Below are 13,165 nucleotides of genomic sequence, written 5' to 3'. Positions count from 1 at the left end.
CTTAACACATGTAGTACATTTGATTCGGCATTACCACTCAGCCTACAATCGTCGCTTGCACTAACGTGATAACGGAGTATCCAACCCCATGCTGCACCGAACCGTGCCCGCCTTTTTCCTTTTTTTCTCCGCCCCCGCTTTCGCTTTCGACCTAGACGCCAGCAAAGCCCTCAGCCTGTTTGGCATTACCGGTTTGGTTATCTTCTGCCTATCCATTCTTGCTGCAGCAGTGGTGATCGAACGTTTTTCTCAACTACAAAAAAAATATGTTGTTCCCGCTAACCTTACCGCAAGGGTTGACGCCCTCTGGCAACAGGGTCAACACAGCGCCATTTCAGACCTGTGTAACTCCGACAACAGCACCCTATCGAAGGTGCTGGCCTTTATTCACCGACACAGAAAACACAGCCTAAACATTATCTCCACTGGCGCTGGCGATATTGCATCAATGGAGCTGCGCAAACATATGCAACGCGCCTACCCGTTAGCCGTCGTTGCTACTATCGCACCACTTGCAGGCTTGCTGGGTACGGTTATTGGTATGATCGAAGCCTTTTATGTCGTTGCCGAGTCTGGAACTATAGGCGACGCTTCACTTCTGGCCGACGGTATTTACAAAGCTCTACTAACAACAGCCGCAGGCCTTACGGTAGCACTGCCCGCACTGGGGTTTCACCACTACTTTAAGAACCGTACAGTACTTTACGGCATCGCTCTGGAAGAGGAAATAAACCAGTTAACCAGCGACTGGTTTGCCGGGGGGCACAACGATGAGGGTTGATCTGGACGACCAGGAAAACCTCGAGCCCAACCTAGCTCCATTACTTGACTGTATATTCCTTCTACTTATTTTCTTTCTCGTTGCCACCACCTTCGAAAAGCAAAAACAAGACGATCACCCCATTGAAGAGCTATCGATTCAGCTACCCAGTTCGGCGGCTGCGCTAGGAGCCCTCCACCACAAAGCATCCACTACCGTTATTGCTATCAATAGGAGGGGGCATATCTTCCTCAATAATCAGCGCATTAACACCTCTGAACTACACGTAAACCTAAAGGCCATCGCAGAGAAAAATCCGCAGCAAAATATTCGCATTGACGGTGACCGCAACACGCCTTTACAGCATATCGTTCATCTAATAGATCTATGCGAATTCGAAGGCCTGCGAAATATTAGCATTCGGGCAGCCTCTGATGTGGAGTACTAAACCTGTAAAACCGTCTAAGAATAAGAATCCCTACTGGGTCATTTCCGTGTATCTGCATGCCGCGGCCATCTATTTTGTGGCAACTAACCTTGAGCACCTAACGCCGAACACCGTTAGCGCAGCAGAACACGTAGAAGCCCTTCATTACACCCACGACAGTTACAAAAAAGCGATGCAATCGCGTATTGACGACATGGAGCACATCAAAAAAAACCTCGATGCACTCGCCCACAACAACAATCAGATCACCGAATTTGAGAAGGGTGCAGCCGAAAATAAAACAATAGAGCAACTGTACACAGAATCTGAGGAGCTGCTCGCCGATATTAGAACAATTGAGAACACCTATTTGCAGGAAAAGCTAAAACAATTACCCCAAGAAGAACAACGTAGCGCTGAGCCCGGCAACGAAACACCCGAAACCAACGAGACAACTAAAAAGAAAGAACAGAATAGTATTAGCGAAAAGCAAGCGCACAAACCCACAGCAGAAGAGATGGTACAAAAAACGGCCATTAATCAACGCCAAGCACGAACAATTTTCGATAAAATACAAATGTCTGAACAGGCAAAACAAGAAGGCCATAACATTCAGTCGCAGAGCAAAGACAACAGCGGTGGCTCAGCGCCCTATGACACCAACAACCCGCTCGCCGTTGAACAGCACTTTAATAATTTGTCTCGCGGTAACCGGCAAGATCTAGTGTCAGAAATGCAGCGCTACTATCACGCGACTCCTTTTCTATCGCCAGAGCTAGACGCAGACAAGGGCGAAAGTCCATCAAAGCGCAAACAGCTGAAAGTGCCGCCCAATAATCGACAGGATAGACGATTTCTTTTTTCGCGAAAACTCGACAGCAACGGTGAAAAAACCCAATGGTTAATTTTGGATTCCTGGTATTTTATTGGCCCCTACCCCAACAAAGATCGAGCGAATTTACACACGCGCTTCGCCCCGGAAACAGGTGTTGATTTAGATGCAATGTACATCGGCGACAACAACAGGCTGATAAAATGGCAACATATAGAATACGATCATCTACCGATTATCCCACCAGAATTCACTGACTTCGCTATCTATTATGCTTACACAGAGGTCTTAAGCGATAGCGAGCAGAATGTCTGGCTTAATATTGGCAGTGACGACCAATCCAAGCTTTGGATAAACGACATTCTTGTTTGGCAAAGTTCCAACGCACAAAAGGTGTGGATGGTGAGTGAAGGTCGCAGAAGAATCACCTTAAAAAAAGGCAGAAATCAATTTTTATTTCGTCTAGAAAATGGCGTACAACGAGCAGCTTTCTCTATTGTCGTGTCTGAGGGTTAACCTAGTTTTTGGTAAACCCAATTTATTACAATTGAATTCACCTCTGTAGAACTAAATTGGACGCGACTCAAACACATAAATACGTCGCAACATACCTGCTGCCACCGGCAACCAAATCACAATAGTAACCAGAGGATTAAGAGCAAAGAAGAGGGCCTGATAGTGCTCGTAACCCCAGCGAGACTCCAACTCACCCATAACTTCGGGCAAAATAGATTCAACCATATTAGTCAGGCTGTAAGTGTTGTCATCACCAAACAAGGCAAAACTGATCATTAGATTTAATTGCGCAAGAAAAATTAATACTATCCATTTGTGAAAGCGATTACACACTGGTAAAAACCCAGACAGCATACACAAAATCAGCAAAAACAAACCGTAACTAGCTGTATCGCCTGGCTCAACCTCCACACCGATAAGCATTGCAATAATCAATGGCTGAATTATTACCACCAAAATCAAAGATACAACATCCCGACTAAAGCTGGAAACAAACATCACCACCACAGACCACAACACAGCCCAACCGACAATTGCCGAAAAAATCGCGGCGCCATCCAAACCGGTCAGCTCGCTAGAGACGTCTTCGTGTAACCACCAGCCCAACTGAGACACTAAAATTAACGACACATAAAAAGGCAGCTGAAAGACAAGCGCGCTAAGAACCTGCACGAACGCTTCGGGGTAGGTTGCCATTGGGACATGGTATCGCCTCAATCGTACACAACGGTAAGCGCTATAAAGCAGCATGGCCATGAATGCGCCGAAGAATACCCCCATCATTTTTACATCTTCGTCTTCTGTTAAAAACAGCATTAACAAAGGAATCAAAAAACCCGCGACGGCCCCAAGAATAAGGTCGGGTATCAGGTTATGATTACCCATCGCCCACATACGGGGCATCCTTTGACTGAAATAATATTCGAGCCGAGTTAAGTTCAGCTTTTTTCTAAACTGTGAGTACCGGTAGGCAATAAATTCTTGGCAGACAGCAAAGGAGCCAAATCCACGGTTGGAGATAACAACAACAAGGATACTAAGTGATAGTGAGGCAAGGAAATACACACCCAGAAGTGGGTGATAGACGAGAAACGCAAGTAAACCGCCTTTCAGAACTAGCTGCCGATAATGATATGCGTGTTCAAGTGTTTCAATCTGCTCGCTAACACCCGCACTGAAATGCCAGCCGGCAACACCTTCACCTAAATATTCAAACCGCAACACAGTATCGGGCTCTGCGCGTTTCAACTTAGCCACAACCTGAGGGTTATATTTAGCGCAAAACTGAAATAAGACTGCCGCCTCTCGCTCCCCCCATTGACCTTGTTCTGAACCACCTTTTTTCCCTCGCCCTGCCAATTCACGCGATATAGCGTCCAAAGGCAACTGGTCCGAACCACCCTCGAACAATAATCCCTCACCTTTCTGGCCAGAGTAGAGCGTCTGAAAATTTAGCTCAGCCGTAGCCCCTCGATACTGTTGCCAGCGCTCAAAAAAGCCCTGGTACTCCGTGTCCGCAAGCTGTAATTTACTGCTGCACATAGCCGCTAACACACGCTTATCTTCCACAACTGCACTCTCGTCATAAAGCGCAGACATATTCATCAAACGGTTATGTACATGAGCAAATGGGCTACCAAATAAAATTAGCGCCAACAATAACGCCACCACCCAGGTAATCATATTCCGGCTCGCGCGGCCATCCAAAAGCGGATATTTGAAAACCTGAAATACCCAGATACAACTCAAAACACCAAGACCAATCAGCCAGGAAAACTGGCGAGCATTGAGTTGTTTTTCTAGGTACACCCAGTAAGGCACATCGCTGAGCCGTGTAACGGGCAATTCATACCAATAGAACCCCAGCACAACTAAGCTAGCAAGGAACAGCGGGTAGAAAATCCGGATACGCCAAACCAGAGGGAAAGAGGTTCGAAGCCATTGCGATAGTGGGTTAGACAATAGTAGTAGCCGACGAAAAGACACAGCCATAACTATGCTGCCTGCACAGCGCGCTGATTAAATAAACGTTTTGATGATCGGCTAATATCACGAAAGTAGTGCGGTGGTGCTCCGGCATTAATGAGTAATTGTAAAATAGTCTCTGCCGTAATATCCAGATCCGATGTCACCACGTAGTGCATACCATTGTAATCAATGGCTATAGGCATTACTTCGGGAAAGATTTTGGAAAATACGCCGGGCGCTAAACTAGAGCCTATTTCAAATACGTTGGCCGTTCGATTCAATCCCAGGCGCTTAACATTGTCATTAAAAACAGGGGTTCCATAGCGAAGAAAAAGCATATTATCGGCAATAGACTCAACTTCATGAATATGCTGAGAGCTAATAAACACAGCAATGGGGTGCACGACACTGGTAGCAAGGCTTTTTATATCTTGCAGTACCGATAATTGCGCATTCACATCCAGATTGGCCAACGGCTCATCCAGAATCATCAATTCTGGCTTCCATACCAATGCCTTCGCCAAAGCAAACCGAAATTTAGTTCCCCCCGAAAGCTTTTTCCAGCGTGTTTTCAGATGATCTCGCAAACCTAACCTATCAATAACGAAATCAACTTCACGACAATTCTCTTCGCCTGTTACACCGTGGGAAGCCGCTTCATATTGAAGATTCGCCTCCAGGTCGCCATACCAACTGGGTAACTCTTGGGGAACATAAGCAATTTTGTTTTTTACTTCTACCCAGTCTACATCGGAAGCCAATTTACTGGTAAGGCAAGGATAACTTAACTCACCGGCGCTAGGCTTAATTAACCCCGCCACAAGATTAAAGAAAGTTGTTTTACCATTGGCATTTTCACCAACGACTGCAGTAATGTCACCTTTACGCAATTCCAGAGAAATGGGTGAAAGTGTAAACTTCCCCCCAAAATTCTTAGTGAGACCTTTACAGGAAAACGCGACCTTTTTTTCTTCCATCAAAGACTTAAGCGCTGGCGCTTCATTTTTGAGGCGCTGACCACGCACTTCTCGAATTTTATCTCGGGAATAGCCTTGGACAACTTGGTTCACGATGTTTCGAATATCATCTTCCGCCGACTGACTTTTTTCAAGATCACTGACATTCAACCCAAAATTGGATTTAATGACGATTTTTTCCAAACTACGATCACCAGAATACTCTCGCACGAAATCGACCAAACGCTTCTGATAACCTCGCTTTCGCTCGGAGAGATCACCTAATAACTTGTCTGCTCGTTGCCGAATATCATTCATTCAGAAGTCCTTAAAATCCTGTTAGCGCTGGGCTTTCCGGCAGTAAATCCATAATTTCCATGGCCGACTGCTGTAATCGTTTATCGTACTCGTCGAAGGCAATCCTCCCCTCGTTAAAGGCTTCTTCCAGGCGAACAATTGAAGCACACAGCAACCCCAACTTGCGCAGCAGCGCTTTCGCTCCAGACAAAAATTCACGTACCAGGTCCATTGCCTTTTTGGCGGCTTCCTTGGTGTGATTATTATTAATCTCGTCGAAAATAATATCCATGCGGGACTGATAGTCGCCGTGAGCGACATCATTTACATCCATTAAGCTGACAGTTAGCTCATCTCGACCGGTAATTTTTTTGTAGAGCTGACGAAAGCCCGAATCAAAATTTGCAGACGTAAGATCAACAACATTCATAGCCGATAATTTGGCCACCAGCTGAGGTAGGTCGTTTTGAAAACGGATTAAGCTATTACGACGATCACTTAAATGATCATCGGCCATATTTTCCGCAATGGCTTTTTCTCGAAGCAGGTTAATGCGCTTAATTTCTTCTGCAATATTTTCGCCGATTGCATCGATCACATTCGGATCTTGGAAAGAGTCATCAAGGAAACACGGTAGGAGCTTACTGCCGCCAACATCACCATCTTGCGCAAGCGCCTGATGAATCTCCCACATTACCCAGGTAGATTGCAGGCTCGACTTAGACACAAGGCAAACGGTAAAGTCTGATTGAGAAATTAAAACTCGGAGGGAGCTGGATAAGCCTTCACCAGCTTCTAGCGACTCTTCATCCACGTCCACCTCAACACCCTGGGCGACCAAGTTGTTGCTGATAAAGCGACGAGCATCCATATCCCTGTGACTGTAGGATATAAACACGCGCTTGGTTTGAGAGCAGTCGGTATCGACGGTCATTTAACTGGCTATCCGTGAGCAGTATGCAAACGGGTATAAAATTACCGCCATTATTGTTTTAACACAAGAAATATAGCGTAAGCAGGGCGTTATTCAGCCGAATTTCTTCTTGCTGCAGCCCTTAAAGCTAAAAAGGCCTATGCCTAGATAATGATAAATATGTTAATGGATACGCCTGGCGCAGATTTATTACGCGCCAAAAATTGCCCTGAACACATAAAAGAAGAATATTGCTAAGCCAGCACCGGCCGGTAAGGTCACAATCCAAGACATAAATATGGAGCCGATAACCCCTAGATTGAGCGCGCCAATACCGCGAGCCAAGCCTACGCCCAATACGGCTCCAACCAACGTGTGCGTAGTGGAAATAGGTAAGCCCATGCCCGACGCAAATACCACGGTGCCCGCTGCACCCAGCTCAGCCGCAAAGCCTCGGCTTGGCGTTAATTCTGTAATTTTTCTGCCGATGGTGGCGATAACACGATAACCGTATGTGGCCAAACCCACCACAATACCCAAGCCCCCTAACAGCAGCACCCAACTGGGCATAGACGATTGAGAGGTGATAGCGCCAGATTTCACAACATTAACAATCGCCGCGAGTGGCCCAACAGCATTGGCGACATCATTGGAGCCGTGGGCAAATGCCATAGAGCAGGCCGTAAAGATCATCAGTACAGCGAACACTTTTTCAACATTAGCAAAGCGGTTATCGGGGTCGGGGGCCTCACTGGTATCAACACGACGCAGAAAGTAGAGGCCAATGCCGGTTACAATCAGGCCCATCACGAAGGCAATACCAATGTTTTCAAAGTAACTAAGTTTAAAGCCGCTGTCTTTTAATACGTGCTTTAGGCCCTTTACCATCGTGACCATAGAAATAAGGAAACCCACCAAGAACATATAGACAGGAATATAACGCCGGGCGGCCTGCTCTGGGTTCGCTTTATTAAAGATCAGCCATTGCACACTCTTGAACAGAAGAAACGACAGACTTCCCGCCAGCACGGGAGAGACTACCCAGCTACCAACAATTGTCCCCACTTTACCCCAAGCAACAATATCAGTAGAAATACCAACGGCAGCAAAACCGACAATAGCCCCTACAATTGAATGAGTGGTAGAAACCGGCCAACCGAGGATGCTAGCAATAACCAACCACACACCTGCAGCGAGCAACGCACTCAGCATGCCATAAACCAATAGGTGCGGTGTGGTTTCCATTACTGCCGGGTCGATAATGCCTTTGCGTACGGTGGAGGTAACCTCACCACCGGCCAAGTAGGCCCCTAAGAATTCGAACACCATAGCGATAAATATGGCTTGCTTGATCGTTAGGGCACCGGAGCCAACCGAGGTTCCCATTGCGTTAGCAACATCATTAGCACCCACGCCCCAGGCCATAAACACACAAAATATACATCCCAACACCAACAAGATGGTGCCGTAGTCAGCCAGGATCGACATGTTAATTTGTCCTCACGAAATTCTAAGCGTGGTAGCTTTCTTATGGTTTAACGTGCGAGTAGCTGTAGCAAGCGTTCGCCGGTTTTTTGGGCGCGATCAGCCAAATTGCCAATCCCCTCGATAATGCGGTAGAAAAAGATAACGTCTACCGGCGGCAGCTCGGATTCAATTCTGAAAAGCCCCGCGCGAATGACTATTTGCTGCTGATCGGTTCTCTGCTCTAAGACATCCAGTTCGCCAACCATATTCTCGACAACTTCCATCTCACGACCGCCAAAGCCGGTTTCTAGAAGCTCATCCAGCTCGTTAATCGCGCTACGAGCTTGGGCAACGGTTGCCACGGTACTTTGCAAGTATTCACGCACAGTCTCTCGTAGTGATGACGGGAAAACCATTTTACGGCCCAGCATCAAACCCGCTATGTCTTTGCAGCGGTGAGTCAATTTGTCTTGTTTGGTCAGCAGGTCGAGAAGGTCCGAGCGCGGTACAGGTAAAAATAGACTTTTGGGCAGATGCAGGCGAATCTGCTTTTTCATCTCATCGCCACGCTCTTCCATTTCACTGATACGGTTGTAGCAGGCCTCGGCCTTAGCCCAGTCCTCTATAACACTGGCGTCATAGAAGGCAATTAACTCATTGGCCGCTAATTCGGCTACAGCGATATGTTCTTCCATCGGCTTGATGGGCGAACGGCCAAACATCTCAGTGAGCGGATTCTTTATTTTCATAGCTATTTCCCCTAGCAAGCTGAGCACCTTTGGCGCGCATATTACACATTAATCTCATTCAGGTGACAGGTATTTTTTGATCAATAGCAAATCAACGCCAGCTGAGTACGCAGAACAAGAGTATCGGTGACACATTTTAGAATACAGGTGCCCTAAAGACATACATAATAAGCCGGCCACGGAAGCAGGCCACATATTAACCAGCTTAGGGCTCGAATGAGAACAACCGCCGAGCCCAAGCAGGATTTGCTTGCTGAAACCCAGCGTAAGTCTTAGCGGCTGTATCGCGCACAACCTCGGCACTAGCGCCGGTAAACCATGCCTTAATCGCCGCTTCTAAAGTATAGGCTTCCGGAGCCATAAGCCCGGTGGTCGTTAGCAACGAATGCGCATCTGCGCGGTATAGGTGAGGGTCAAAATAGGTTTTACTGGTACAGGCCAGAATAATTGCACTACTCGCGCCTTTTGTAGTACTCGACAAAGTCATTGCAGGCAACGAAAACTCCATCAAACCATTATGCCCAACATAGGCATGAAGCTGTGCTCCACCACCGGCATTAAGCGTAGCCACCTGGCCATTGTGCTCTACTCGAAGCTGCTCACTGTAATCACCCGCCGTGTATTCAAGATAACGCCGGATAGCCTGACGTATATTTTTCCCTCTCCAAGCGTCAGCAACAACATAAACCTCTGTCGGCTTACCGTTACGATCTAGCACTGATTTAAACGCAACACGCTCGAGAATAGCATCGCCGTCGGGGCTTTTCAGCGTGACTTTCTGCCATTCAGGCTTACCTGAAAAATAGGTTTTCACCCCATAGAGCGCGCCCCAGTATAGGTTGGTACGAGGAACATCGCCGTTTCCCAGTTCAGCGCTTACCGGCACTATTCCCTGGGAGGCGTTGTCGCACAAGGCAACCACCACATGGGCAACCAGCGGCTTACCCGCTCGCAGGTCACGTTCCATTCTCGCCTGAACCGCCTTGCCTTCGTTCGCCAAGGCCGCTGCAGCGTTACCAATGACCAAGAACAACCCCGCAATAACGGGGCACAGCCGATGAACGATTGAAAGCAACAATCGCTTGGAAGTCAATCGGTTGATTATTTTTTAACCTTCCTGAATTTTAAGGTCCAACGATCGGTTTTACCGGTTACGTCTTTATGCCCAACTTCATGCTTCAACTCATCCGCGGGGCGGTAGTGTAAATCGGTAAAATCTATCAGTTCAAATCCCGCATCTTGAATTTCCTTAATGGCCAGTACCGGGTCAAAACGACGACGGTTTTGATCATTATCGGGTTCCAAATGCCGACGAGTATGGTCGACAACACCGTAAACACCGCCGACTTTCAGCATTTTGTACACCTCATCGTTCATGCGTTTGCGGCTGTACGCATCAAAATTGTGGTAATTGCGAAAGGTAAGCACCATATCGGCGTCCGTTAACCCAGACGCTTCGTTTTCCAGTTTATAAAAACGCGCTCCGTCCGGCTTATACACTTTGCTCTCGGGGGCCAGCAGGGTAACTTTATCGAAACCGGGTTTCTGTAACAGGTCGCCCATCCAATTGGTTCCGTAGGCCACGCAAAGCTCGCCCTTATCCTTCAGTGTTGGCGCAAGAATTCGGGTATACCAACCTCCACCAGGAATCAGCTCAACCACTTTCATATCATCTTTCAACCCCATAAAACTCAAGGTTTCCAGAGGTTTACGGTTAGCATCGCGTTTTACCTGCTTTTCCGGGCGGCTATCATCCGCCATAGCGGCTTCAACTTTGGATTTCAGCGCCGCATGGTCGCCCGCAAACACCAGGGGGCAAAGAAACAAAACGGCCATACAACCTGCTGCAGATATTATTCTCATGAGAATTTCCTTAGGTTTGTCTACACTAACGTTGTTGTGGGAAAGCGGCCATAGTAATACCTTAAAGGTTAAAGAATCGAGACTATGGGCTACACTCAGAAAGGAAACCTCTGACGGGCAAGCACCATGAATGACGAGAAAGACGACAACAAGCTCGCACGCACGTACGAAAAGATGGCTACGCGAGCGCGAGAGATTTTTAACGACTCCAGTGAAAAGTCGCTAGAAGCACTGGAAAAAGCCATAGAGGCCTCCCGAGAACATTTTGTGAAACTCGGTGAAATCACCCAAAAAGAAAGCGCGCACCTAAAATATTACCTCAGGCGCGACCTGGAACAATCCGCCAAACACTTCCAAGAACTCAGCGAACAGGCAAAGAAACAATTTAGCAAACAGAACTTAGAAAACCTGCAGGCAGGCTTTTTAGATCTCACGGCTTCTGTTGCCCATGGCGCTAGCGACCTTTTTTCAAAGCTGGCCGACTGGGCTGAATCGGGCTCTAGCTATCACACAGGGCAGATAACCGCGCCAGGGATTCTCCGCTGCCGCAAGTGCGAAAAAGAAATGCATTTTCGCAAAACCGGTAACATTCCCCCATGCCCCAGCTGCCATGCCACAGACTTCATACGCACTAGCAGCAACCCCGAAGGCTAATGAACTTCGGGGTAATTTCGCAAGGGATCAAGAATAGCTTCTTGACCATTTACCTGAATCTCTAGTGCATACGCTAATAGTTCACCTAGCTCCCCCGGAGGAAAGCCTTTATTCGAAAACCAGAGCAAGTACTCCTCCGGCAGGTCAATCAGTACCCGGCCCTTGTAACGGCCAAACGGCATTGCCATGTTTGCGAGTTTAATCAAATGTCGCTTTTCCAGCATGGAGATCTAATTCCCTTGACGAATAAAGAACGCTATTCAACAGAAAATATTGCGCCGCGACAACATCTGCGGCACAGGTGCTTGAAAAACCCCTTCTAACCCCATAGGTTAGAAGCTGTTGATCACTTATCACGATCAACCCTCTGGGGAAGCCATTAGCAACCCCTCTACATGTGCCACGAAGTCCACCCTGAGGACAACAACAGGAAAGGTTATATGCAAATAAATATTTCTGGTCGCCATGTCGATATCACTGACGGTATCCGCAACTCCGTAAATAACAAATTCACCAAGGTACACAGCCATTTCCCCCAACTAGACGCTTTGTCCGTTATCGTCACAGTTGAAAAAAACGAGCAAAAAGTTGAAGCCCAAACCCAATATCTGGGCGCCCCCGTTTCCGTTCACGCCTCTAACGAAGATCTGTACGCAGCCATTGCCGGCTCTGCGAAAAAACTGGAGGCCGCGCTAAGCCACCGCAAGGGGTCGGTAAAAGCCCATCAACACGAAAACCCGATGAAAACCCAGGAACTCTAGGCCGACGAAGACCCGTTAAGCCCTCTATACTGACAGGGAGAGTTGCGCCTATTGCGAACTCTCCCTAAACCATCATTCGTCAGAGGCACACCGCTATGACCGACGAAACCAGCAGATTGAAAACCCTCGCCGGTGAGTTACTCGATGAACTAGGCAAAGCCGATGCGCCAGACGTTGAGGCACTGGAGCTGCTGCAAAACCTCGATGCCCAGCTGCAGGATGTTATTGAGCGCAGCCAGGACAGTAACGAAATCACCGATTTATTGACAAACCTTGAATCAAGGTTTGCGGTACATCATCCGGTTGCTGAGCGTTATGTTCGCGACATTATCGATTCGTTGAGTAAAATGGGGATCTAAACCGTCTTTTGTCTAACTCAACACAAGTAGCTTGCCTGTGACTAACATTTATCGACCCGTTTCCGATTCACAAGTTATTCTCAAAGAACTGATGGTGCCGTCCTACGCCAACTTCGGTGGCAAAGTACATGGGGGGATTATCCTTTCGCTTATGGATAAAATCGCCTACACCTGCGCCGCCAGCCACGCCAAAGCCTATTGTGTAACAGCATCGGTGGATTCCGTTAATTTCCTTAACCCCGTAGAAGTTGGTGAGCTTGCCACCCTCTATGCGTCGGTTAACTATGTAGGTCGCTCCTCTATGGAAGTGGGCATTCGAGTGGAATCTGAAGACTTTAAAGAAGGTTTGTGCAAACACACCAATACCTCTTACTTTAGTATGGTCGCCCTCGACGAGAAAACCCGAAAACCCGTGGAAGTGCCTGGCCTTGCTTTACAGACCGAATCCGAGGTTCGTCGTTTTATCAAAGGGAAATACCGTAAACAGGCCAAGCGCCGTTATGCCGAAGACTTTGAAAAACTAGGTGCTGAACTGGATTTTGCCGTAGAAGCAACCAAACTGAAAAAAGAAAACTGCCGAATAAAACTGCCAAAATAAACATTAATGGACGACACCCACAGTGTCGCCCAAGCTTGCATACCC

15 protein-coding genes are annotated in these 13,165 nt (G+C 47.5%); 7 read left to right on the top strand and 8 right to left on the bottom strand.

What is annotated here, in order from left to right:
* Nucleotides 1-88 precede the first annotated feature (88 nt).
* Genes H5336_RS23045 through H5336_RS15370 form a run of 3 tightly spaced genes read left to right on the top strand, consistent with a single transcriptional unit; the run spans nt 89 to nt 2,535 of the window.
* A complete protein-coding gene (locus tag H5336_RS23045; RefSeq protein WP_185235135.1) occupies nt 89-781 on the top strand; it encodes a MotA/TolQ/ExbB proton channel family protein in 693 nt (230 codons plus the stop codon).
* Entirely contained in the window at nt 771-1,208 is a 438-nt protein-coding gene (locus H5336_RS15375; protein WP_185235134.1) for an ExbD/TolR family protein, read from the top strand. Before H5336_RS23045 ends, H5336_RS15375 begins: the two co-directional genes overlap by 11 nt.
* Nucleotides 1,195-2,535: a hypothetical protein gene (locus H5336_RS15370; protein ID WP_185235133.1), complete on the top strand. Its 1,341-nt coding sequence runs from the start codon at nt 1,195-1,197 to the stop codon at nt 2,533-2,535. The genes H5336_RS15375 and H5336_RS15370 overlap by 14 nt, the downstream gene beginning before the upstream one ends.
* Nucleotides 2,536-2,586: 51 nt before the next feature.
* On the opposite strand, the gene H5336_RS15365 is transcribed toward H5336_RS15370, so the two are convergent.
* The 7 genes from H5336_RS15365 to H5336_RS15335 form a co-directional block, all read right to left on the bottom strand.
* On the bottom strand, nt 2,587-4,527 hold the full coding sequence (locus H5336_RS15365) for a hypothetical protein (protein ID WP_185235132.1): 1,941 nt from the start codon (nt 4,525-4,527) through the stop codon (nt 2,587-2,589).
* Between the two features lie 2 nt (nt 4,528-4,529).
* A complete protein-coding gene (locus tag H5336_RS15360) occupies nt 4,530-5,777 on the bottom strand; it encodes an ABC transporter ATP-binding protein (protein ID WP_185235131.1) in 1,248 nt (415 codons plus the stop codon).
* A 10-nt stretch (nt 5,778-5,787) separates the two neighbouring features.
* Entirely contained in the window at nt 5,788-6,690 is a 903-nt protein-coding gene (locus H5336_RS15355) for a toll/interleukin-1 receptor domain-containing protein (protein ID WP_185235130.1), read from the bottom strand.
* A gap of 189 nt (nt 6,691-6,879) precedes the next feature.
* A complete protein-coding gene (locus H5336_RS15350; protein ID WP_185235129.1) occupies nt 6,880-8,157 on the bottom strand; it encodes an inorganic phosphate transporter in 1,278 nt (425 codons plus the stop codon).
* Nucleotides 8,158-8,204: 47 nt separating this feature from the next.
* Nucleotides 8,205-8,885: a TIGR00153 family protein gene (locus H5336_RS15345; RefSeq protein WP_185235128.1), complete on the bottom strand. Its 681-nt coding sequence runs from the start codon at nt 8,883-8,885 to the stop codon at nt 8,205-8,207.
* 205 nt (nt 8,886-9,090) lie between these two features.
* Nucleotides 9,091-9,978, bottom strand: coding sequence for a hypothetical protein (locus H5336_RS15340; protein WP_185235127.1), 888 nt, complete (start codon nt 9,976-9,978; stop codon nt 9,091-9,093).
* 8 nt (nt 9,979-9,986) lie between these two features.
* Nucleotides 9,987-10,748: a class I SAM-dependent methyltransferase gene (locus tag H5336_RS15335; protein ID WP_246439108.1), complete on the bottom strand. Its 762-nt coding sequence runs from the start codon at nt 10,746-10,748 to the stop codon at nt 9,987-9,989.
* Nucleotides 10,749-10,874: 126 nt separating this feature from the next.
* On the opposite strand from H5336_RS15335, the gene H5336_RS15330 reads away from it, so the two are divergent.
* Nucleotides 10,875-11,402 (top strand): zinc ribbon-containing protein, encoded by a 528-nt coding sequence (locus H5336_RS15330; RefSeq protein ID WP_185235126.1) that lies wholly within the window; start codon nt 10,875-10,877, stop codon nt 11,400-11,402.
* Here H5336_RS15330 and H5336_RS15325 read toward each other — a convergent pair.
* Complete coding sequence (locus H5336_RS15325; protein WP_185235125.1) at nt 11,399-11,626, bottom strand: DUF3820 family protein; 228 nt, start codon at nt 11,624-11,626, stop codon at nt 11,399-11,401. The genes H5336_RS15330 and H5336_RS15325 overlap by 4 nt on opposite strands.
* A gap of 216 nt (nt 11,627-11,842) precedes the next feature.
* Here H5336_RS15325 and hpf point away from each other — a divergent pair, with 216 nt between their 5' ends.
* From hpf to H5336_RS15310, 3 genes are all read left to right on the top strand, one after another.
* Nucleotides 11,843-12,163 (top strand): ribosome hibernation-promoting factor, HPF/YfiA family, encoded by a 321-nt coding sequence (gene hpf, locus H5336_RS15320; RefSeq protein ID WP_185235124.1) that lies wholly within the window; start codon nt 11,843-11,845, stop codon nt 12,161-12,163.
* 95 nt (nt 12,164-12,258) lie between these two features.
* On the top strand, nt 12,259-12,522 hold the full coding sequence (locus tag H5336_RS15315) for a DUF4404 family protein (RefSeq protein ID WP_185235123.1): 264 nt from the start codon (nt 12,259-12,261) through the stop codon (nt 12,520-12,522).
* A gap of 91 nt (nt 12,523-12,613) precedes the next feature.
* Nucleotides 12,614-13,120, top strand: a complete 507-nt coding sequence (locus H5336_RS15310; protein WP_185235784.1) for an acyl-CoA thioesterase — start codon at nt 12,614-12,616, stop codon at nt 13,118-13,120.
* Nucleotides 13,121-13,165: the final 45 nt, after the last annotated feature.

The sequence above is a fragment of the Teredinibacter franksiae genome (assembly GCF_014218805.1).
GTDB lineage: Bacteria > Pseudomonadota > Gammaproteobacteria > Pseudomonadales > Cellvibrionaceae > Teredinibacter > Teredinibacter franksiae.
The sequence above is the reverse complement of the archived record's forward strand: the minus strand, read 5'-3'. Positions and strand labels throughout refer to the sequence as shown.